The sequence below is a fragment of the Streptomyces sp. NPDC017246 genome (genome assembly GCF_044331325.1).
Classification (GTDB): domain Bacteria; phylum Actinomycetota; class Actinomycetes; order Streptomycetales; family Streptomycetaceae; genus Streptomyces.
On the sequence record NZ_JBIRMW010000008.1, the window covers coordinates 64,723 to 84,083 of the forward strand.

Here is a 19,361-nt window from a genome sequence, read left to right on the forward strand (position 1 = left end):
ACGACCATTCCGTGAACTGGGTGTCGGGGCCACCGTTTTCCCCCGCGGGCGCTGGCATATTCGAACCGTCATGCCGAACACGAAACGCCCGTACCCGCTCGCCGCCCTCCTCGCCGTGGTCGCCGTCTGCGGCGGGGACGCCGTCGCGCGGGTCTTCCCCTTCGGGCCGCGCCACCGGGCCGTCAACGACCTCGCGAACCAGTTCGTGCCGTTCCACGCGCACCTGTGGGACCTGCTGCGCGGCCGCGCCGACGGCGGGCTGCTGTTCGACTGGCAGGCGGGCTGGGGAACCGGCTTCCTCCCCGACTACGGCACCTATCTGTCGAGCCCCTTCGCCCCGCTGGTCGCGCTCTTCCCGCGCGGGGACATCGAGTACGCCGTGTACGCGATCACCGTCCTGAAGACGGCGACGGCGGCGGCCGCCATGACGTTTCTGCTGCGCCGCCTCGGCCCCGGCGTCTGGTGGTGGGCTTCGGTCCTGGGCGCCTCGTACGCGCTGTGCGGCTGGTCGCTCGCGGAGGGCACGTACAACCCGATGTGGCTGGACGGGCTGATCGCCTTCCCGCTGCTCTGTCTGGTGGGCGAGTGGGCGCGGGAGGGCCGGCGGCCGCTCCTCGGCCCGCTGGTGGTGGCGGTCTGCTGGATCGCCAACTTCTACACGGCGTACATGGCGACGCTCGGCGCGGCCCTCGTCCTCCTCGTCCGGCTCGCGGCGCCGGCCGCCGCCCACGGGGACGGCCGCAACGCCGGCACCGGAGACAGCCCCGCCGCCAGCCGCGGCACGGGCCTCGGGGACGGCCGCGGCCCCTCCCGGGGTGCCGTCGCCGGCCGTACGGTGCTGCGGGCCGCGCTGACCACCGGCATCGGGATCGCCCTCGCCGCCCCGGTCCTCGTCCCCGTCCTCCTCGGCTCCCGCCACGCCCACCCGGGCCTGGTCAGGGAGTTCGACCCGGCGCCCGCCACCGACGTCCTCGCCCGGCTGCTCCCGGTGACGTACAGCTTCGCGACCCCGGCGGCCTTCGTCTGCACGGCGGTGCTGCTCCTCGCGGGCGCGCTGCTGTTCCGCCGTGACGTCCCCGGCCGGGAGCGGTGGCTGTGGGCGGGCCTGTGCGGGGTGGTCCTGGCGTCGATGCAGTGGGGCCCGACCCATCTCCTCTGGCATGCGTTCGCCACCCCGAACGGCAGCCCGTACCGCCAGACCTTCGTCCTCTCCGGCGTCCTCGTCCTCGCCGCGTGGACGGGCTTCGCCCACGGCCTCCCGGACCGCCGGGCGCTCCTCGGCGGGGCGGCGGTCGTCCTCGCCCTGGCGGCCGGGGCGCTCCCGAGCCCCTTCCTCACCCCCTGGGCGCTGCTGCTCACCGGGGTGGGCCTGGCGGTGGTGGCGGGCGCGCTGCTGCTGCCGGGGCGGGGCCGGTACGGGGTGCTCGCCGCGTTCCTGGTGACCGGCACCCTGCTCGGGCAGGCGGCGGCGACGACGGCGTACGCGGACCGGGAGCGGCTCGTCCGGCTCGACGACTACCCGCCGTGGGGCGCGGAGCAGGAACGTCGGGCGGCGGCCCTCGCGGCGGCGGACGGCTGGCCCGCGTACCGCACGGACGCGGGGCTGCCCCGGGTCGCGGGCAACGACCCGCTGCTCCTGGGCGGCCAGGGTGCCGCGTACTACAGCAGCCACACCCCGGCGGTGCTGACGGAGACGCTGACCGCGCTGGGCGGCGGCTGGACCTCCCGGGGCCGGAACCTGCTGAGCCTGGACAACCCGGTGACGGACGCGCTGTTCGGGGTGGGGGCGCGATGGCGGGACGGGCGGACGGTCCGCTCGGAGCCGCTGCCCCTGGTGACGGTACGGCCGCCGGGCCCGGCCCCGGCGTACGGCGCGTCCCCCTTCCGCAACCAGGAACTCCTCCTGGGCGCCCGGGTGTACGGGGCTCCCCGGGCGGGCGCGTGCCCGGTCGGCACGGAGGTCTTCCTCTGGGCGCCGGACGTGACGGGCACGGCCCGCCTGGGCACGTACGAGACCCGTCTGCTCGGCGGGCCGCCGAAGCGGCGGGCGGCGCTGGTCTCCCTGGGAGAGCAGCGGGTGCCGGGGGCGAAACCCCTCGTCCCCGCTCCCGGCGGCGAACTCGCCTGTCTGGACCACGACCGCCTCCGTACGGCCCTGACGGCACTGCGGGCGCGGGCGGCGACGTCGATCACGATCACGTCCGACGGCCTCACGGCCACGCTGCCGCCCGGCACGACGGGCACGGCGGTGGTGGCCGCCCCGCGGATCGCGGGCTGGCACTGCGAGAACGCGGAGGCGGGGTCGTACGGCGGCCTGCTCGCGATCGGGGTCCACCCCGGCACCACCACGCTGACCTGCGCGTTCCGCCCTCCGGGTCTTCGGGCGGGGCTCGCGGCGGGGGCGGCGGGCCTGCTGCTCCTCACCCTGCGGACATGGCTCGGCGCCCGGTCGCGCCGGAGACCGGGCGACCCCGCGGAGGACGAAGCCCCCGGCCCCGCTCAGCCCGTGATCGTGACGACGCGCCAGCCCAACGCCCCCGAGACACCGGCCTGACCGTCGACGGCGAGCGAGAACTCGGCCGGCGCGCTCGCGATCCGGTGCGTCACGGGAACGCCGTCGCACCGCACGGCCCCCAACTCCTCACCACCGACGACGGGCACGATCGCCCCCTCGCCGGCACAGACGAGGGCCAGTTGGTAGGCGGCCCCCTTCTCCAGCGGGGAGCGGTGGTGCACCCCGTCCTCCACCCGCTCGGTCCCGGATTCCACGAACTCCGGATCGTCGGGGGAGATGGTGTCCAGCGCGTCCTTGACGCGCCTCTCGTACGCCGCTGCCACCGCAACGCCACCAGGCGGTGCGGATGCGGCGGGCGAGGCGGGTGCCGTGGACGCCGGAGCGGAGGACACGGGCGCGGCCGAGTCCGCGCCCGGGCCGGTGCACCCGACGCCTCCGATCCCGAGAAGCCCGAGTGCGGCCCCTGTCAGCAGATACGCGCGCAGCCTGGTCATCAGCAGCTCTCCCCCGTGTACGGATGTCCCCGAACCACGACGCTAGGCCACACCCCTCGGGCGCCGGACGGCAATACGGCTTCTCTGAGCAAGATTTGAGCAGCCGCCGGCCATCGACCACCCGACCCGCGACGGCCTTTCGGCCGTCAGGAGATGCGCCGCTCCCAGCGGACCTCGCCGTCCTCCACACGGTCCGTGGGTGTGAGGCCGGCCGCGCGGGCGACGGCCGCGGAGGCCGTGTGGCCGGGGTGGACATGGGCCACGATCGTCCGGGCGCCCCGCTCCACGAGCAGGGCGACCAGCGCCCCGGCCGCCTCCCGGGCGATCCCGCGCCCCTGCCACTCCGTGCCGATCACCCAGGCGACCTCCGCGACCCGTCCGTCCTCCGTGACCGTCGCCTGGACGGTCCCGGTGAGCCGGTCCTCGGCCCGGAGCCGTACGACCCAGTTGCACCAGACCGTCTCCGGGTCCGGCGAGCCCGCGACCAGGCGCTCGTACCTCGCCCGCAGTTCGGGCCCGGTGAGCGGGGCGCCGCCGATGAAGGCGTGCAGCGCGGGGTCGGCGAGGACCCCGGCCATCTCGTCGGCGTGCGCCACGGCCAGCGGTACGAGCTCCAGTCGCCCGGCGGGCACGGCCGCGGCCGCCTCCGCCCCGCTCACACGTTCCCCAGGAAGCCGGGGTCGGCCCCGTCGAGCCCCCTGCTCGTCTCCCGCTCGAACCCCAGGACCTCCGCCATCGTCACGATGCTCCGGCTGGTCGCGGCCAGGTCCCGGTGCGCCTCCTCCGACCACAGCGGCGGGTAGAGGGTGAGTCCCCGGTCGCCGTCCAGCTCACGGACCTCGTCCTGCCAGCCGGGCCAGCGCAGCCCCTCGTAGAACTCCGCCGTGCCGCCGGCAAGCATCCACGAGAGCCAGGCCGCGTATCCGGCGCCCAGCGCGTCCCAGCTCAGCGTGTCCGGCGCGAAGTACACCATCTCGCCGGGCTGCCCCGGCAGTCCCACCTGATCCGCGGGCCCGCCCTGGATGGCGAACACCCCGCCCAGGACGTCATGGGCCACGACGAGCCCCGCCTCGGGCCGCCGGCCGGGGTCGGCCTCGGTGGGGTAGCCGTTGACCCGCGCCAGAGACGGCATCCGCCGGGCGTTGTCGTCGGCCGGGCTGCCGTACACCCGCAGCCAGCCGTCGTCGACGAGCACCCCGCCGCTGTGCAGCACGAGCGCTCCCAGGAACGACCGCGCGGTCACCTGTGTCTGGAACAGGGCCGCCGCGCCGTGCCCGGCGTCGGCGTCGAGCACCTCGACGGGGACGGACGCCGCCCGCAGTCTCTCGTCGAGGGCCGGCCACGCCGGGTCCTCGACCTCGATCAACTCACTCAGTTCACGCATCCGGGCATGCTCGCACGCCCACCTGCTCCCGGATCCACGTCCCAGACTCCTTGATCGTTCCGCTTCCTCATGAGATCCCCCGTCGCCGTCGTGTCCGAACGAACAGCTCCGAGCCTAGGAAGGTCATGATCAGCGGGCTGTGCGCCCGGTGCGCGGATCCTTGACGCTCGGCGCACCGTCCGGCCGGTTCCGCAGCGCGCACGCGCGGAACTCGCTGGGGCTCACCCCGTACGCCTCCCGGAAGGACCGGCTGAACACCGCCGGACCGCTGAACCCCCACCGCGCCGCGATCGCCTGCACGGGCCACGTGCGGAACTCGGGCCGTTCCAGCTCGTCGCGACATCGTTCGAGCCGCCGGCGCCGGATACGGGCCTGCACGGTCTCCCCCTCCCCCGTGAAGAGCTGGTGGAGCGTGCGCACCGACAGGCTGTGGTGGGCCGCCACGGCGACGGGGGTCAGTTCCGGGTCGCCGAGGTTGTACTCGATGAAGACGTGGATCCGGCGGATCAGCGCCCGCGCCCGCACCTCGGCGGGGAGCCGCTCCTCCGTGTCCGTGCCGTGCGCCAGACAGGCCGCCGCGAGGTCGATGGCGGTGGTCCCCAAGCGGCGCAGCTCGTCCGGCGCGCACTCGCCGCCGTGTGCGACGAGCGAGCGCAGGAAGGCGACGAGGACCGCCGCCACGCCGCTGTCGCCCGGTATGCGCCGGGCGAGCAGCCCGTCGAGGCGGTTCGCCCGCACCGGCAGGACGTCGCGGGGCAGTTGCAGGATCACCAGCTGCCCGGGATCGCCCTCGGAGACGTACCGGGCGTCGGAGGGGCGGGAGGTGTCCCAGAAGACGAGGTCCCCGACCGCCGCGTCGCAGCTGTTCCCGTTCTGGACGAGGCTCATCGCCCCCTTGGTCACCAGTCCCAGCTGGTACTGCTCGGGATCACCCCGCCGGATCAGCGCGGGTGTGCGCCGCGAACGCAGCGGCGAGTAGGCGACCTTGGACACCTGGAGCTCGCCCAGGTCGAGGAGGGCCGCCTCGGCCGAGAAGTCGGCGGGCCGCTCGCTCGTCAGCATGGTGGGCATCACCTCCCGCGAGATCATGTCCGCGAACCACTCGAACCGCTCCCCGTGGGGCAGCTCCCCCGACGACACCACCGACCACATCTCTCGACTCCCCCGACTCGATCGTTACGACGGCGGCCAGGATGCAGGGGCACGAACGTATTCGCCTCAGGTTTTCGCGACCGGCGTGGCGCCGAGGTCCCGGGAGGTGCGATCCGGGCCGGGCGCTCACGGGGTCACCGGGGGCCGTGATCGGGGCGGGCGCTCAGAGGGTGTGGTCCGGCCAGGGGACGTCGGTGGCCACCGGGGCCGTGTAGTCGACGCCGGGCACGGAGAACCCGTAGAGGCGTCGGACCTCGGCGCGGAACCAGTCGAGGTCGGCCAGGCCGGAGACGGTCGCCGTGGTGGCGGTCTCCCAGCGTTCGGCGACGGCCGCCTGGATGTCGTCGGTCAGCTCGAAGGTGTCCAGCCGGACCCGGCCCTCGTCGTCCAGGGCGAGCGGCGCGGCGCCGGTGAGCTGGTCCCAGAGGGCGGCGAGCTGGTGGATCGGCGGGACGAGGCCGTCGCCGAGGACTCCGCGCAGCAGGCCGGTGTAGAGGGCGATACCGGGGATCGCGGTGGAGGACTGGGTGACGGCGGCGCCGTTGACGGAGGTCACGGCCCGCCCGCCGACCGTCTTGCCGAGCCGCTCGTCCAGGGTGCGGGCGGTGGCCTCCAGATGGGCCTTGGCCGCGCCGATGGTGCCCTGCCGGTAGATCGCCGCCGTCAGCGACGAGCCGATGTACGACAGCGCGGCGGTGGAGAAGCCGTCGGCGAGCAGTCCCCGCCCGGCGAGGTGGTCGATCCAGCGTTCCCAGTCCGCGCCGCCCATCACGGCCACGGTCTGCTCCACGTCGTCGCCCTCGGCCGGCCCGGTCTCGACCTCGCGGACCTCGGGAGCGCCCTCGTCGTCGAAAACGAGGGTCTTGGTGCGGTTCACCCCGCCGATCGGCTTGAGGACGGAGGCGTACGTGGTGCCGGTGTCGGGGTCGGTCCGCCGGGGCGCGGCCACGGAGTAGATCAGGTAGTCCAGCCGGCCGCCGAAACGCCGTTCGAGGAGGTCGGCGACCTGGTCCTTCATCGCGTCGGAGAACGCGTCGCCGTTGAGGAGGACCAGGTCCCGCCCGGCGGCCCTGGCGATGTCGGCGGTGGCGGCGGTGCGGTACCAGCCGGCCGTCGCGGTGCGCCGCGCGGTGGGGGCCTTCTCGAAGGAGACGCCGATACCGCGGACACCGGCGCGCTTGAGTCCGGCGAGGGTGGCCGCGAGGCCGTATCCGGCGGAGGAACCGATGACGAGGGCCACCGGCGCGTCGCCGTCCGGCGCGGCGACGGGCGCGGGGCAGGCCTCCCACATGTCGGCCACCGACTGCCCGCACCCTGCCGGGTGGGAGTCGAGAAAGAGGAAACCCCGATTGCGGGGAGTGAGAACGCGCTCGTTCACGATGGCAGTCCTTGGGTCGCCGGAACAGGGACACGGCGGCCGGCCGGGGCCCCGCGCCCTGCAAGTCTGCGCGAGCGGGCGCGCGGGTGGTTGCCCCGTCGGTAACAACGATCATGAGCCGGTCTTGGAGTGTTCCCACCACGGGCGGCCGGCGTCGCCGGGATTTCCGGCCGACGCTTCGGGGTGTCCGGCCGACGGTTCCGGGGGTTGGCGGGGGACGGTTCCGGGGGTTGGCGCCGTCCCCCGGCGTACGCCCCGGGCCGGGCCGGGCCGGGGCCGACGGGCCCGTGACAGGGTGACCGGATGACGACCGAACACCGGGCGGGTCCGCCCGGTCCCCCCGCGGCCCACGGAGATCTCCTCGCGGCGAGGACGCTCGTCTACGACCCCTGCGGTCTCGCCCTCTCCCCTCCCGTACCCGAACCCGAGTCCGCCGACTACGCCGCCCACGCCTTCACGCTCGACGGCCGCTCCGTACGGTTCCGGGTGGCGAAGACGACTCCCGCCAAGGCCGGTCAGTTCGTCACCGTGTGGAAGCGGTCCGCGGCCGGTCCCATCGAGCCGTTCGACGCACGGGACGGCATCGACCTCTTCGTCATCAGCTGCCGGGACCGGCACCACTTCGGTCAGTTCGTGTTCCCGGCGGAGGCACTCCGCCGGCACGGCGTGGTCGCGGAGAACGGCTCCGGCGGGAAGCGGGGATTCCGCGTCTACCCGCCCTGGGCGACCACCACGAACCGCCAGGCGGACCGTACGCGGACCTGGCAGCTGGACCACTTCCTGCACCTGCCGGAGGACGGCCGGCCCGTCGACCTGGCGCGGGCCCGCGAGCTCTACGGCCGCTGAGTCGTACCGCGCGGGCCGCCCGGCCGCCCGGTCATCGACGGCGCATCGCGCCGACCGTGGCGACGACCCACGCCACGACCCAGACCGCGCCGACCGCGAGGGCCACGAGCGCGGGTCCCGCCACGGGCGGCTGCGCCCCCAGTGAGGGGGCCACCCCGGCGGCCCGCGCGCCGAAGCCGACGACTCCGGCCGCGATCATCGCGATCCCGGCCCAGGAGACGCCGAGGACGCCCCACCGCACGTACCGGTGACGGAGCGGGCGGAGGAGGAGCAGCGCGACGAGGGCCATGGCGAGCCCGAGACCGGCGTTCCCCGACTGCGCGAGCATCACGTCGCCGACCTCGGCGTACGCCTCCGGGGGCGCGGGGAACCCGGGCATCCCGAGCTCGCCGCGCAGGGCGAGGTCGACCTTGGAGACGGTGTAGGCGAGGGCGCCGGCGGAGGCCGTGAGGGCGGCGACCCGACGGGCCGTCGTCGCGGATCCGGCCGGGGTCGGAGCCGGGGGGTCGGGGTCGACGAGCGGCACACGGTCGGGGTCGGCGGCCGGCGGCCGGCGGGTCACGGTGGGGGTCGGTGTCATGGCACGAGTCTCGGCGCGGCGCCCCGCACCCGGCATCGTCCCCACGGCCGGACCGCCTCCCCCGCACGGCGGAGGGAGGCGTCGTACGAGGCCGGCGCCACCACCTCACCCGACCCCGCCCCCTCGCTACCCGACCCCGCTCACGCCCCCTCGTGACCCCACCCCGCTCACGCCCCCTCGTGACCCCACCCCGTTCAGGCCTCGCGTCTGATCCCCGCGAGCAGGACGTCCAACGCGTTCACCGTCCGTTCCAGTGCCTCCGGGCCCTCGCTCCTGGCCAGCCACAGCGCCGCCTCGTTCATGGCGCCCGACAGCAGGCGCGCCAGCGGCTCGACGGGCTGTTCGGTGACGATGCCGGCCTCCACCAGGGCCTCCAGCGCTTCCGTGAGGTGCCGCGCCGAGGACTCCTCGTCCAGGGCTCGCCACTCCTCCCACCCCAGGACGGTCGGCGCGTCGACCAGCACGATCCGTCGTACGGCGGGGTCCGCGCCGGCCGCCAGGAAGGCCCGGCATCCGGCCCGCAGCTGCTCCCAGGGGTCGGCCTGTTCGTCCGCCGCCGCGGCGACCCGCTCCCCCAACTCCCCCTGGACCTCGGCGACCACCGCCCGGAAGAGGCCGGCCTTGCTGTCGAAGTGGTGGTAGGCCGCGCCCTTGGTGACCCCCGCGGCCCGGGCCACCTCCGCGAGGACGACGCCGTGGTAGCCGTCCTCGGCGAACCGCCGTCGCCCTTCGGCGAGGAGGGCCCGCCGGGTCGCCTCCCGCTGCTCCGCCCGGTTGCCCGCCGCCCGTTCGTCCGGCACAGCCGCACCACCCTTCCCATTTCGCATACCCGAGGTATGTTAGTCCCGACGGTTCACATACCTCGGGTATGCGAAAGCGGGCGCGCGGGCGCGCCGACGACGACGAGGAGTCATCCCATGACGACCGGACTCACCGGCTTCTATCCCGTGATCCGCACCGGCGACGTCGCCGCCGCGCGCGACTTCTACACCCGCCACCTCGGCTTCACCACGACCTTCGAGGCCGACTGGTACGTGAGCCTGCACCGCCCCGACGCGCCGCACTACGAGCTCGCCCTGCTCGACCACAGCCATCCGACGCTGCCCGAGGGCCACCGCACCCCCACCCGGGGCGGCCTGCTGCTCAACTTCGAGGTCGAGGACGTCGACGCGGAGCACCGCAGACTGATCGGCGAGGCCGGGCTCCCCGAACTCCTCTCCCTGCGCACCGAGGACTTCGGCCAGCGCCACTTCATCCTCGGCGCCCCGGACGGCGTCCTCGTCGATGTCATCACCACGATCCCGCCGACCGGGGAGTACGCCGCCCAGTACACCTCCACCGGCACGGGCCAGGCCTGATCGGCACGGGCGAGGCCTGATCGGCGGGGCGCCTCGGGAGAGCGCGTCGGCGTTCAGCGCGGCATCTCCTCAGGCCCTGGTCGCGCTGCCGAGGATCTTGGCCGGCGTGACGCGGACGACCACGCGTACGTGCTCCGGCGGGGCCTCCTCGTACTCCTTGCCGCCGCCCGGCCCGAGATACTCCTCGGCGATACGGACGGCCACCGCCCGGCCGGCGTCCTCGGTGACGGTGGCCGTGCCGCGTATCTCGACGTACAGGTCGGGGTCGGCGGGGTCGAAGACGGTCAGGCCGACGCGGGGGTCCCGGAGCATGTTCAGCGTCTTGCGCCGGCTCCGCGTGGTGGAGATCAGCAGCTCGTCGCCGTCGCGACTGACCCAGACCACCGAACTCTGCGGGCCGCCGTCGGGGTTGAGGGTGACCAGGACGGCCATGTGCGGCGCGTCGAGCAGACCGCGCACGGTGTCGTTCATCTCAAGAGGCATACCAGGGAGGCTAATCAGGCGGGCGGCCGAGGGCGCCGCCTCCCCGGCCTCCGGCGATCTCACGCACCGCGCATCGCGCGTCGCGCATCGCGGGCGTATCGCGGGCGTATCGAAAATCGCATACGCCCCCGCAACGGCCCGCCGTCTTCCATGGGGGCATGAACCACAACGCGTCCCTGACGGCACCGCCCCGCCGCACGCGCGGGATCGTGCTCCTCGGCCTGGCGGTCCTCGGCCTGGCGAGCGCCCTGTTCGTGGTGCGGCGGCCGCTCCTGATGTCCGCTCCGATGTGCATGGCCGGGCGGTGGCACGGCTGCTTCGACACGTTCAACGGCGTGGTGCTCATGACGCTGGTCACGCTGCCGCCGGCCGGGCTGGTGGCGTGGGCGCTGGCACGCCGCCGGCGCGCCGCCGGGGTCGCGTCGGCGGGGCGGCTGTCGCTGGCCGAGGTCGGCATGGTCCACGGGACGGTGCCGTTCCTGTGGCTGATCCTGATGCCGGGGGCCGCGCCCGGAATCGCGCCCGCCCGGGTGAGCCTGGTGCCGCTGCGGGACCTGGTCACGATGGGGTCGCTCGGGATCGCCGGCAATCTGCTGGCCTTCGCGGCGCTGGGTTTCTTCGCCCCGATGCGGTGGGCGGCCCTGGCGTCCGTACCGCGGATCCTGGCGCTGGGGGCGGGCTGCTCGGTCCTGGTCGAGACCGCGCAGTACGTCCTGCGGCTCGACCGGGTGTCCTCCGTGGACGACGTGCTGGTCAACGCCACCGGCGCCGTACTGGCCGGGCTGGCGTCGCGCCGCTGGTGGCGCACGGCGGCGGAGACGCCGTCGGACCGGCCCCGCCCCGTGACGGCACCGGTGGGCTGAGGCGGGCCTCCGGTGCGCACCCGCCGTCGTGTGCGTCGCATACGTCGGCGATATGCCGTGCTGCTTAGGCTTCCCCCATGCGCGTACTGATCGTCGAGGACGAGCCCTATCTGGCCGAGGCCGTCCGTGACGGTCTGCGTCTTGAGGCGATCGCGGCCGACATCGCCGCCGACGGCGACTCCGCCCTGGAGCTGCTCGGCGTCAACTCCTACGACCTCGCGGTCCTCGACCGCGACATCCCCGGCCCCTCGGGCGACGAGGTCGCCCGCCGGATCGTCGCCTCCGGCAGCGGCATCCCGATCCTGATGCTCACCGCCGCCGACCGGATCGACGACAAGGCCTCGGGGTTCGAGCTCGGCGCCGACGACTACCTCACCAAGCCGTTCGAGCTGCGGGAGCTCGTCCTGCGGCTGAGGGCACTCGACCGCAGACGCGCGTACGCCCGGCCCCCGGTCCGCGAGATCGCGGGCCTGCGGCTCGACCCCTTCCGCCGGGAGGTCTTCCGTGACGGGCGCTTCGTCGCGCTCACCCGGAAACAGTTCGCCGTGCTGGAGGTCCTCGTCGCCGCCGAGGGCGGGGTCGTCAGCGCCGAGGAGCTCCTCGAACGGGCCTGGGACGAGAACGCCGACCCCCTCACCAACGCCGTACGCATCACCGTCTCCGCCCTCCGCAAACGGCTCGGCGAACCATGGGCCATCGCCACGGTTCCCGGCGTCGGCTACCGGATCGACACCGGTCAGGACACGGGAGCGGGCGCCGGTCCGGACGCCGCGACGGGCGGTGCGGCCGAGGGCACCGGCGCGGCCGAGGACACCGGCGCGGCAGCCGGTACGGACGCCACCGGCCCCGGCCGGGACGCCACCGACCCCGGCCGTCCGCGTGGATAGACGCCCGGGGCCCAGCGCCCGGCTGAAACTGGCCCTCAGCTACGCCGGGTTCCTCGCCGTCGCCGGCGCGCTCCTGCTGGCCGTGGTGTGGGTGTTCCTGCTGCGCTACGTCCCCGACAACTCCCAGGGTCTGCTCGGGATCTCGCCCAACCGCTACCTCCTCGTGCGCACCTTCTTCCCCGCCGCGGCCGTGGCGATGGCCTTCCTGCTGGTGTTCGGCCTCCTCGGGGGGTGGCTCCTCGCCGGCCGGATGCTCGCGCCCCTCACCCGGATCACGGACGCGGCGCGGACGGCCGGGAACGGCTCGCTGTCCCACCGGATCCGGATGCCGGGCCGCCAGGACGAGTTCCGCGAACTCTCCGACGCGTTCGACTCGATGCTCGGGCAGCTGGAGTCCCACGTCGCCGAGCAGCAGAGGTTCGCGGCGAACGCCTCGCACGAACTGCGCACCCCGCTGGCCATCTCACGGACGCTCCTCGACGTCGCCCGCAAGGACCCCACGCGGGACCGGGACGAGCTCATCGAGCGCCTGCACACCGTCAACACGCGGGCGATCGACCTCACCGAGGCCCTCCTGCTGCTCAGCCGGGGCGACCGCGGAACCTTCGTCCGCGAGAGCGTCGACCTCTCCCTCGTCGCCGAAGAGGCCGCCGAGACGCTGCTGCCCGTCGCCGAACAGCGCCGGATCGCCCTCGACGTCACCGGCGGGGCGGCCCCGGCCTGCGGCTCCCCGGAGCTCCTGCTGCGCATGGTCGAGAACCTCGTCCAGAACGCCGTCGTCCACAACCTCCCCGCCGGCGGCACCGTGACGGTCCGGACCGGGACGGACGGCGACACGAGCGTGCTGCGGGTCGAGAACACGGGCCGCCTGCTGCCGCCGGAGCTGGTCCCGACCCTCACCGAACCCTTCCAGCGCGGAACGGAGCGCGTACGCACCGACGAGCACGCCGGTGTCGGCCTCGGCCTGGCCATCGTGCACAGCATCGTCCGCGCCCACGACGGGACCCTCGATCTCGCCCCCCGGCCGGCCGGCGGCCTCCTCGTCACGGTCCGGCTCCCGGCCGGCACCGGCCCCGCGAGGAACACCCCTTAGGCCTTCGGCCGGGAGCGGACACCGCCGGGGTCAGGCCGCGTGCAGGTCCGCCGCGTCCGCCGCGCAGTCCGGGCACTGCCCCGGTTCCGGGGCGCGGAAGGCCCGGCCGGGTGCTTGAGCGTCTCCGGGAGAGAGGCGAGCAGGGTCCGCCGTACGGCCTCCGGGGTCGCGCCCCGGGCGAACCACGCGTCGACGCCCGGGGCCAGGTGCCGCACGTCCCGCGCGGAGAGCAGCATGCGGGGATCGTGCCGCCGCAGGTCGAGAAGAAGCTCGGCGGCGGGCCCGTCGGGGAGGGCGCCCCCGGGCACGGCGCGGGTGGAGGCGGGCGCGGGTCCGGGTGCGGCGGGGGCGGGCGCGGGTCCAGGTCCGGCGGGCGCGGCCTCGCGTGCGGCCGTGGCCAGGGCGGCGGACCGGGCCTCGGGCGCGGCCGCGGGCGTGGGCACGGCTCCGCCCGCCGGCACACTCTCGGGCACCGGCCCGCCGTCGGGCACCAGCCCGGCCTCGGGCGCCCGCCCGGCCTCGGGCGCCCGCCCGGCCTCGCGTGCCCGCCCGCGCCCCGGCTCCACCCGCCCCCGCCCGTCAGCATCGGCCCCGGCCGTCACCCCGCCCGGCTGGTTGTACGACACCGTCCGGGTCTTGATCTCGCCGTTCGGCTGGCGCTCGCGCGTCCGGGACAGGTAGCCGTGCGCCTCCAGCTCGCGCAGGGCCCCGGCGATGCGCATCGTCCCCTCGGGGAAACGCCCGGCCAGGGCCTTGATGCCGACCGGCGAACCGGCGGGCAGCGACTGGATGTGGAGCGCCAGGCCGATCGCGAGCAGCGAGAGGTGCTCGCGCTGCGCGAGGTGGTTGCCGACGATCGTGTAGCGCGTGGTCTGCGGCAGGTTGGCGTGGATGACGCCCGTGCGGGAGGGGTGCGCGCTAAGGTGCTGAGTATCCATCGGGAAGTTGCTGCTTCCTGTGTGGTCAGGCCCTCGCCCAGGATTCCGAGTCCGGTCGAGGGCCGAACCATGTCCGGTCCGATCCAGGTCGCCGCGAGCACATGCCAGGCAACCACCCCAAGATCCAGCTCAGTTGGCAGAGTTCGCTCGTGTGGGTGACGCCCCCTCAGCTGGACCACTCACAGCAGGTGGGGAGGGGTGGGTACTTGCCCTCGGTCATTAAAAGGACGTCCGGACCGACCGGGTCGCGGCCCCCGACGACCCGGTCGCGAGCCCCGCGGAGTGCACACGCTGAGCGACGTACGCGACACTCTCCGCAGCATGACCAGTTGGAGTTACGAAGACGCCGGCCTGCCCACGGACGCGCTGCGGATCGAGAGCCTCACCCTCACCCCGGACCCGCCCGAGCCGGGCAGCGAGGTGAGGATGCTCATCAAGGGCACCGTCCAGGAGGCCGTCGAGGACGGCGCCTTCTACAACCTCACCGTCAAGCTGGGACTCATCAAGCTGCTGCACAAGCAGGTCGACCTCTTCGAGGAGATCCGCGAGGGCGCGCTGTCGGTGTCGCCCGACCCGGCCGGCGGGCCGATCAAGACGGGCGACGTGGAGCTGACGTACACCCTGAACCTCCCGAGGGAGACCCCGAGGGCCAGGTTCACTCTGGGGGTCCTCGCCTACAACGCCAACGAGGACGACCTGGCCACCCTCAAGTTCCGGGCCGACTTCACCCCGCCCCGCCCCTGAAGAGACGCTCACTCCCACGGCGCGGACGGCACGGAGACGGCCGTGCGCCCCGCGTACACGGCGGGCGGTCCGATGCGGAGGCGCCGGCCCGGCGGAAAGATTCCCGGTCCGGGTCGCAACCTCGGGGGGTGACGCACGTCTGGTGGGTTGAAGGCGCCCTTCAGCCGCTCCACCAGACCGTGTCCGTTCCACCTCGGGAGAAGCCCATGTCCAGCCACGCCAAGCGGAACCTCCGCCCCCGACCCAAGGTCCTGGGTGTCGTCACCGGTGTCGCGCTGCTCCTCGGCGGCGGCTTCGCCGCGCAGGCCTTCGCCGACTCCGGCGCCACGCCCGCCCCGGCCGCACCGAAGGTCACCGCTCCGGAGGCGGCCCCGGCGCCGGCCGCCGCGCCCGCCGACGCCCCGACCCCGGCCGCCGCCCCGAAGGTCGTCACGCCCGGCAAGCCCGCACCCGTGGCCGCACCCGCCCCCGCGCCGGCCCCCGAGCCGGTGACCGCACCCGCCCCGGCTCCGGCGGCTCCGGCCCCGGCGGTCCAGCCGACCGCCGCCCCCGCGCCCGCCCCGGCCGAGGACGCGCCCCGCGTCATCAAGCCCGGCACCCGCGTCGGGAAGTAACCCACAGCGGTAGCACCAGGAGGTGGCGACCGGGTCGGCCCGGGCTCGCGCGGGTCCGGGCCGGGCCGGTCGCCCCTCCCTCCCGCGACGGATCGAGGACAGCGCAGTTGTCGTACGCCATACCCGCCACCGCCACCGCCCCGCCGGGCACCGCCGTCGCGCCGTCGTGGTGGTCCCGCCTGCTCGCCCGTGTCTCCCGGACCGAGGACGCCCCAGGGCGCGTACGGGGGCGGCATCTGCGTGCGGTGGACATCGCCGCCGACCACGAGCCGCCGCCCACCCTCACCGAGCTCTACCGGGCCCGGCGCCTCGACATGGTGCGGCTCGCGCTCTTCCTCGTCGACGATCTGCACACCGCCGAGGACGTCGTCCAGGACGCCTTCGCCGCCGTGTGCCGGACGTACGGCACCTCCCTGAAAGGGCTCCAGGACCCGAGCGCGTACCTGCACACCGCCGTGGTCAACGCGGCCCGCTCCGTGCTCCGCAGGCGCCGCACCGCGCGCGCGTACACCCCGCCCCACCCGGGTGCCGAGGCTCCCGTCGACGAGGGCCTGCTGCTCGCCGAGGAGCACCGGAACGTGCTCGACGCGCTCGCGCGGCTGACCCGGCGCCAGCGCGAGGTCCTGGTGCTGCGCTACTGGTCCGAGCTGTCGGAGGCGCAGATCGCGCAGACGCTCGGGCTGTCGCGTGGCACGGTGAAGTCCACCGCGAGCCGTGCGCTCGACGCCCTGGAGAAGAAGCTGGAGGCGGGCCGATGAGACCGCGGGCCGAGGACTGTTCCACCACCGCCGAGGAGCGGCTGCGCGCCGCGTTCGCCGCCCGCGCCGCCCTCGTCACCCACCGGGACCTGCGACGCGACGCGCCCCCGCGGGGACGGAGTTGGGGACTGCGCCGGGTGCGGGGGGTCGCCCTCGCCGGGCTCGGGGCGGCCGCGGCCGTGGCGGCCGCGTGCCTCCTCGTCCTGGTGCCCGGCGTCGCGCCGGACCCGGCCCCGGTGCCGCCCGCCCGTTCCCCGGGGGTGGACGAACCCCAGGTCAGGCCCACACCGGCCCCCGCCCCGGCCACCCCGTCCGTCGCCGAGCCGGGAGCACCGGACCCCAAGCCCGTCGAGGAGCCGTAACGCGCGGGCGGGCACCCGTACATGCGAGAAGGGCCGGAACCCTGAGGTTCCGGCCCTTCTCGCAGATCCGGGATTCCGGTCGCGCGAACTACTTCGCGGGGACCTCTTCCAGGCAGAGCACGAACTTGTCCGACTCCAGCTGCTGCGCGAGCGCCGACAGCTCCGTGCCGCACTTGTTCACGTCGAAGGTGTCGTCGATGACCTTGACGACCTTGAACAGGTCGGCCTTGCCCGAGGAGCAGTCCGTGGTGTCGACCTTCGGGTCGTTGTCGGGACCCGTCACGGTGACGCACTCGCCGGCCTTGGCGTGCACGGGGGCGTCGCCGGTGAGGTACGGAAGACCGAGCTTCACGGCGAGGGCCACGGCGATCGCGACGACGACACCGCCGACCTTCTTGAGGAGGGCGCTGCCCTTCTTGGCCGGGGCCGCGGGCTGCTCGGGGGCGGCGGCGGGCTGCTCGGGGGAGAGGGGCGCGGACGGCGTCGTCATGAGGGATTCCTTGGGGACGCGGACATGATCAGACGCGAACGTTACATGCGCCAAATCCGACAAAAAGGATCATGAAGATCCAACTGCCGATCAGATGCCGAGTCGTGACCCTGCCAATCCGTCAGGAACGCCGCCCCAGCTGCCGCTGGTGCTCCAGCACCCTCCGCAAGTCAACCGGAAGCGGGTGATACGGGCCGTACGCGCGCTCCGCGTCGAACAGCAGCCGCTGGAGCTGATCCTGACCGGCCGCGTACTCACCCGTCGCCACCAGCAGCAGCGCGATCCGCTGACGGATGTCGAAGGACCTGGCCGGATCGCCCTCGCAGTACGGCAGCACCGCACGGAACTCGGTGAGCGCGGCCGCCGTCTCCCCCGACTGCTCCAGACAGAGAGCCGCGTCATAGCGGAACTGCAGGGTCTGCGGATCCGCGGGACCGGCCTCCGCGTCCCGGTCCGCCGCGAGCCGGCGCAACTCCGGGAGCGCGCGCCGGTACTGACCGTCGTCCATCAGCGTCGACGCGTACTGCTTGCGCAGGATGTGGACGATCGGCGACCGCTCGCCGTGCTCGGCCGCCGCGGCGGGCAGGATGCCGCCCAGGATGTCCACGGCCTGAGTGAGCGCCCCCTCCCCCAGCAGCCGCTTGACCTCGTCGACGGCGGCGGCGACATCGGGGCGGGCGGGGGCGGCGGGAGCAGGGGCCGGGGCGGGAACGGGAGTGGCGCCGGGGCGGCCGGCGGGCGGCGCGTACGACGACCTCGGGTCGGTCCGGGGGGCGGCGGGCGGCACGGCGGGCGCGAGGGGCGCCGGGGCCCGCACCGGAACCGCCGCCACGGGAACGGCCGCGCCGGCGAAGGCCGGTGCCGCCGTCGCCGGCCGGTCGGGCCAGGGCGCGTGCGGGCGGAGGAACGGCCGGGTCGGGTCCATCGGTCCCGCCGGGGCCCCGCGCGCGGGAAGCAGCGGCAGCAGGTGCTCGTACACCTCGTGCGCGCCGGAGGGCCGCTCCCGCGGATCCTTCGCGAGGAGCCGGAGGACGAGCGCTTCGAGGGGCTCGGGGACCTCGGGCCGCAGCTGCCGGAGCGCCACGGGAGCCTCGTACAGATGGCGGTGCAGGACACCGAGCGCGGTGGAACCGGCGAACGGCACGTTCCCGCTGAGGAGTTCGTGGAGGAGCACACCGAGCGCGTACAGGTCGGTGGAGGGTCCGACCGCGCCGCCCATGGCCTGCTCGGGCGCCATGTAGGCCGGACTGCCGATGGGGGAACCGGTGTGGGTGAGACGGGTGGTGTCACTGTCCAGGACGGAGGCGACACCGAGGTCCAGGACGAGGACCGACCCGTCGGGTCGGACCATCACGTTCCGCGGCTTGAGGTCGCGGTGCACGATCGGCACGGCATGGACGGCGGCCAGCACGGCGCACAGCTGCGCGGCGACGCTGACCGCCCACTCCCACGGGTACGGGTCGTGCTCGGCGAGATGGTCCGCGAGGTCGGCGCCGTCCACGTACTGCATGACGAGGAACAGGTCCTCGCCCTCGCTGCCCGCGTCGTGGACGGTGACCAGACCGGGGTGGTCGACATGCGCGGTCACCCGGCACTCGCGCACGAAACGGCGCCGCAGCTCGTCGGCGGCGGTGGCCGGGCCCGTCATGGTGGCCGGCCGGAGCAGCTTCACCGCGACCCGGCGGTCCAGCCTCCGGTCGTACGCCGTCCAGACCTGCCCCATGCCGCCCTGCCCGATGACGGTGGCGAGCTCGTAACGCCCGCCGATCACCCGCCCGTTCACGCCCGTCCCTCACCCTCTCCGGTGTGCCGGAGAAGATCGCTCAGCTCGTCGAGCTCGGCACGGACCTGGTCGATACGCGGGGCGCCGGGAGCGGGGACCGGGGCGGGGGCCTGGCCCGGCGCCGGAGCCGTCACGGCGGGCGGCGGATATCCGTAGCCGTACCCCGGCGGTGTCCCGTAGGGGTACGCCGACGGCGGGTGCGGCGGCGGGTGCGGCAGCGACAGGTGCGGCGGCGACGGAACCACGATCACGACCGGGGCGGGCTGGTGGTGCCGGATGTCGACCACCAGGAAATAGCAGGTCACGATCGCCATCTGCACGAGCAGGACCACCATGCCGACGGTGTTCATCCACGTGCCGGCGAACCGCTGCTCCAGCGGCACCACACAGCCGACGTTGAGCACCAACTGGACCCAGAAGAGCGCCCAGTCACGCCCCGCGCGCCGCATGATCGCGATCCGGAGCATCGCGACCCACGCGAGGAACCCCAGCGACAGCACGACCAGGACCGTGATCAGGACCCGGACGGTGACCGTGGCCGCCGACGGGCCCGCGGCCCGCGGAGGTGCGGGTGTGGGCACCTGACCGTACATACGACGCTCCCCCGGGACGGATGATCAGGCTATGAGGGTATGACGG

Annotated in this window: 22 protein-coding genes; 10 read left to right on the forward strand and 12 right to left on the reverse strand. The window is 74.5% G+C overall.

Going from position 1 to position 19,361, the window contains the following annotated elements; translation table 11 throughout:
- Nucleotides 1–70 precede the first annotated feature (70 nt).
- Nucleotides 71–2,554 (forward strand): YfhO family protein, encoded by a 2,484-nt coding sequence (locus ACH4MY_RS19925; RefSeq protein ID WP_398004772.1) that lies wholly within the window; start codon nucleotides 71–73, stop codon nucleotides 2,552–2,554.
- On the opposite strand, the gene ACH4MY_RS19930 is transcribed toward ACH4MY_RS19925, so the two are convergent.
- From ACH4MY_RS19930 to fabV, 5 genes are all read right to left on the reverse strand, one after another.
- Entirely contained in the window at nucleotides 2,500–3,009 is a 510-nt protein-coding gene (locus ACH4MY_RS19930; RefSeq protein ID WP_398004774.1) for a hypothetical protein, read from the reverse strand. The two genes, ACH4MY_RS19925 and ACH4MY_RS19930, sit on opposite strands and share 55 nt — an antisense overlap.
- Nucleotides 3,010–3,155: 146 nt before the next feature.
- Nucleotides 3,156–3,668, reverse strand: coding sequence for a GNAT family N-acetyltransferase (locus tag ACH4MY_RS19935; RefSeq protein ID WP_398004776.1), 513 nt, complete (start codon nucleotides 3,666–3,668; stop codon nucleotides 3,156–3,158).
- On the reverse strand, nucleotides 3,665–4,393 hold the full coding sequence (locus ACH4MY_RS19940) for a DUF2625 domain-containing protein (protein WP_398004778.1): 729 nt from the start codon (nucleotides 4,391–4,393) through the stop codon (nucleotides 3,665–3,667). Before ACH4MY_RS19940 ends, ACH4MY_RS19935 begins: the two co-directional genes overlap by 4 nt.
- Nucleotides 4,394–4,522: 129 nt before the next feature.
- A complete protein-coding gene (locus tag ACH4MY_RS19945; RefSeq protein WP_398004780.1) occupies nucleotides 4,523–5,545 on the reverse strand; it encodes an AraC family transcriptional regulator in 1,023 nt (340 codons plus the stop codon).
- A gap of 163 nt (nucleotides 5,546–5,708) precedes the next feature.
- Complete coding sequence (gene fabV / locus ACH4MY_RS19950) at nucleotides 5,709–6,923, reverse strand: enoyl-[acyl-carrier-protein] reductase FabV (RefSeq protein ID WP_398004782.1); 1,215 nt, start codon at nucleotides 6,921–6,923, stop codon at nucleotides 5,709–5,711.
- 303 nt (nucleotides 6,924–7,226) lie between these two features.
- Here fabV and ACH4MY_RS19955 point away from each other — a divergent pair, with 303 nt between their 5' ends.
- Nucleotides 7,227–7,769, forward strand: a complete 543-nt coding sequence (locus ACH4MY_RS19955) for a MepB family protein (RefSeq protein WP_398004784.1) — start codon at nucleotides 7,227–7,229, stop codon at nucleotides 7,767–7,769.
- Nucleotides 7,770–7,800: 31 nt separating this feature from the next.
- Here ACH4MY_RS19955 and ACH4MY_RS19960 read toward each other — a convergent pair whose 3' ends face one another.
- Complete coding sequence (locus ACH4MY_RS19960) at nucleotides 7,801–8,349, reverse strand: hypothetical protein (RefSeq protein ID WP_398004786.1); 549 nt, start codon at nucleotides 8,347–8,349, stop codon at nucleotides 7,801–7,803.
- A gap of 194 nt (nucleotides 8,350–8,543) precedes the next feature.
- Nucleotides 8,544–9,149, reverse strand: a complete 606-nt coding sequence (locus ACH4MY_RS19965; protein WP_398004788.1) for a TetR/AcrR family transcriptional regulator — start codon at nucleotides 9,147–9,149, stop codon at nucleotides 8,544–8,546.
- A gap of 117 nt (nucleotides 9,150–9,266) precedes the next feature.
- Between ACH4MY_RS19965 and ACH4MY_RS19970 the strand changes: the two genes are divergently transcribed.
- Nucleotides 9,267–9,707, forward strand: coding sequence for a VOC family protein (locus tag ACH4MY_RS19970; protein WP_398004789.1), 441 nt, complete (start codon nucleotides 9,267–9,269; stop codon nucleotides 9,705–9,707).
- A 69-nt stretch (nucleotides 9,708–9,776) separates the two neighbouring features.
- Here the strand turns inward: ACH4MY_RS19970 and ACH4MY_RS19975 are convergent, their stop codons facing one another.
- The gene (locus tag ACH4MY_RS19975) at nucleotides 9,777–10,190 is read right to left on the reverse strand and encodes a PPOX class F420-dependent oxidoreductase (RefSeq protein WP_398004791.1); all 414 of its coding nucleotides are present in this window, start codon (nucleotides 10,188–10,190) and stop codon (nucleotides 9,777–9,779) included.
- 158 nt (nucleotides 10,191–10,348) lie between these two features.
- Here ACH4MY_RS19975 and ACH4MY_RS19980 point away from each other — a divergent pair, with 158 nt between their 5' ends.
- The 3 genes from ACH4MY_RS19980 to ACH4MY_RS19990 all read left to right on the forward strand — a co-directional run bounded on the left by ACH4MY_RS19980 (nucleotide 10,349) and on the right by ACH4MY_RS19990 (nucleotide 13,033).
- Nucleotides 10,349–11,053 (forward strand): VanZ family protein, encoded by a 705-nt coding sequence (locus ACH4MY_RS19980; protein WP_398004793.1) that lies wholly within the window; start codon nucleotides 10,349–10,351, stop codon nucleotides 11,051–11,053.
- Between the two features lie 77 nt (nucleotides 11,054–11,130).
- Nucleotides 11,131–11,940: a response regulator transcription factor gene (locus ACH4MY_RS19985; protein WP_398004795.1), complete on the forward strand. Its 810-nt coding sequence runs from the start codon at nucleotides 11,131–11,133 to the stop codon at nucleotides 11,938–11,940.
- Nucleotides 11,933–13,033 carry a sensor histidine kinase gene (locus ACH4MY_RS19990; RefSeq protein ID WP_398004797.1) on the forward strand — a complete coding sequence of 367 codons (1,101 nt, stop codon included), beginning with the start codon at nucleotides 11,933–11,935 and terminating at the stop codon, nucleotides 13,031–13,033. The genes ACH4MY_RS19985 and ACH4MY_RS19990 overlap by 8 nt, the downstream gene beginning before the upstream one ends.
- Here the strand turns inward: ACH4MY_RS19990 and ACH4MY_RS19995 are convergent.
- A complete protein-coding gene (locus ACH4MY_RS19995; RefSeq protein WP_398004799.1) occupies nucleotides 13,030–13,971 on the reverse strand; it encodes a helix-turn-helix domain-containing protein in 942 nt (313 codons plus the stop codon). The genes ACH4MY_RS19990 and ACH4MY_RS19995 overlap by 4 nt on opposite strands.
- A gap of 321 nt (nucleotides 13,972–14,292) precedes the next feature.
- On the opposite strand from ACH4MY_RS19995, the gene ACH4MY_RS20000 reads away from it, so the two are divergent.
- From ACH4MY_RS20000 to ACH4MY_RS20015, 4 genes are all read left to right on the forward strand, one after another.
- Nucleotides 14,293–14,715: an ML domain-containing protein gene (locus tag ACH4MY_RS20000; RefSeq protein WP_398004801.1), complete on the forward strand. Its 423-nt coding sequence runs from the start codon at nucleotides 14,293–14,295 to the stop codon at nucleotides 14,713–14,715.
- Between the two features lie 206 nt (nucleotides 14,716–14,921).
- Nucleotides 14,922–15,329, forward strand: a complete 408-nt coding sequence (locus ACH4MY_RS20005) for a hypothetical protein (protein WP_398004803.1) — start codon at nucleotides 14,922–14,924, stop codon at nucleotides 15,327–15,329.
- A 107-nt stretch (nucleotides 15,330–15,436) separates the two neighbouring features.
- Nucleotides 15,437–16,087 carry an RNA polymerase sigma factor gene (locus tag ACH4MY_RS20010; protein WP_398004805.1) on the forward strand — a complete coding sequence of 217 codons (651 nt, stop codon included), beginning with the start codon at nucleotides 15,437–15,439 and terminating at the stop codon, nucleotides 16,085–16,087.
- Nucleotides 16,084–16,449, forward strand: coding sequence for a hypothetical protein (locus ACH4MY_RS20015; RefSeq protein ID WP_398004807.1), 366 nt, complete (start codon nucleotides 16,084–16,086; stop codon nucleotides 16,447–16,449). The genes ACH4MY_RS20010 and ACH4MY_RS20015 overlap by 4 nt, the downstream gene beginning before the upstream one ends.
- Before the next feature lie 88 nt (nucleotides 16,450–16,537).
- Here ACH4MY_RS20015 and ACH4MY_RS20020 read toward each other — a convergent pair whose 3' ends face one another.
- The 3 genes from ACH4MY_RS20020 to ACH4MY_RS20030 all read right to left on the reverse strand — a co-directional run bounded on the left by ACH4MY_RS20020 (nucleotide 16,538) and on the right by ACH4MY_RS20030 (nucleotide 19,315).
- On the reverse strand, nucleotides 16,538–16,939 hold the full coding sequence (locus ACH4MY_RS20020) for a hypothetical protein (RefSeq protein ID WP_398004808.1): 402 nt from the start codon (nucleotides 16,937–16,939) through the stop codon (nucleotides 16,538–16,540).
- A 121-nt stretch (nucleotides 16,940–17,060) separates the two neighbouring features.
- Complete coding sequence (locus ACH4MY_RS20025) at nucleotides 17,061–18,722, reverse strand: protein kinase (RefSeq protein WP_398004810.1); 1,662 nt, start codon at nucleotides 18,720–18,722, stop codon at nucleotides 17,061–17,063.
- Nucleotides 18,719–19,315, reverse strand: a complete 597-nt coding sequence (locus ACH4MY_RS20030; protein ID WP_398004812.1) for a hypothetical protein — start codon at nucleotides 19,313–19,315, stop codon at nucleotides 18,719–18,721. The genes ACH4MY_RS20025 and ACH4MY_RS20030 overlap by 4 nt, the downstream gene beginning before the upstream one ends.
- Nucleotides 19,316–19,361: the final 46 nt, after the last annotated feature.

Bases quoted from the DNA above. Each gene is read 5' to 3' on its own strand.
- ACH4MY_RS19980 (WP_398004793.1), top strand. From the start codon at position 10,349: ATGAACCACAACGCGTCCCTGACGGCACCGCCCCGCCGCACGCGCGGG.
- ACH4MY_RS20015 (WP_398004807.1), top strand. From the start codon at position 16,084: ATGAGACCGCGGGCCGAGGACTGTTCCACCACCGCCGAGGAGCGGCTG.
- ACH4MY_RS20020 (WP_398004808.1), bottom strand. From the start codon at position 16,939: ATGACGACGCCGTCCGCGCCCCTCTCCCCCGAGCAGCCCGCCGCCGCC.
- ACH4MY_RS19960 (WP_398004786.1), bottom strand. From the start codon at position 8,349: ATGACACCGACCCCCACCGTGACCCGCCGGCCGCCGGCCGCCGACCCC.
- ACH4MY_RS19995 (WP_398004799.1), bottom strand. From the start codon at position 13,971: ATGGATACTCAGCACCTTAGCGCGCACCCCTCCCGCACGGGCGTCATC.
- ACH4MY_RS19975 (WP_398004791.1), bottom strand. From the start codon at position 10,190: ATGCCTCTTGAGATGAACGACACCGTGCGCGGTCTGCTCGACGCGCCG.
- ACH4MY_RS20000 (WP_398004801.1), top strand. From the start codon at position 14,293: ATGACCAGTTGGAGTTACGAAGACGCCGGCCTGCCCACGGACGCGCTG.
- ACH4MY_RS19930 (WP_398004774.1), bottom strand. From the start codon at position 3,009: ATGACCAGGCTGCGCGCGTATCTGCTGACAGGGGCCGCACTCGGGCTT.
- ACH4MY_RS20005 (WP_398004803.1), top strand. From the start codon at position 14,922: ATGTCCAGCCACGCCAAGCGGAACCTCCGCCCCCGACCCAAGGTCCTG.
- ACH4MY_RS19955 (WP_398004784.1), top strand. From the start codon at position 7,227: ATGACGACCGAACACCGGGCGGGTCCGCCCGGTCCCCCCGCGGCCCAC.
- ACH4MY_RS20030 (WP_398004812.1), bottom strand. From the start codon at position 19,315: ATGTACGGTCAGGTGCCCACACCCGCACCTCCGCGGGCCGCGGGCCCG.
- ACH4MY_RS19970 (WP_398004789.1), top strand. From the start codon at position 9,267: ATGACGACCGGACTCACCGGCTTCTATCCCGTGATCCGCACCGGCGAC.
- ACH4MY_RS19925 (WP_398004772.1), top strand. From the start codon at position 71: ATGCCGAACACGAAACGCCCGTACCCGCTCGCCGCCCTCCTCGCCGTG.
- ACH4MY_RS19985 (WP_398004795.1), top strand. From the start codon at position 11,131: ATGCGCGTACTGATCGTCGAGGACGAGCCCTATCTGGCCGAGGCCGTC.
- ACH4MY_RS19940 (WP_398004778.1), bottom strand. From the start codon at position 4,393: ATGCGTGAACTGAGTGAGTTGATCGAGGTCGAGGACCCGGCGTGGCCG.
- ACH4MY_RS19945 (WP_398004780.1), bottom strand. From the start codon at position 5,545: ATGTGGTCGGTGGTGTCGTCGGGGGAGCTGCCCCACGGGGAGCGGTTC.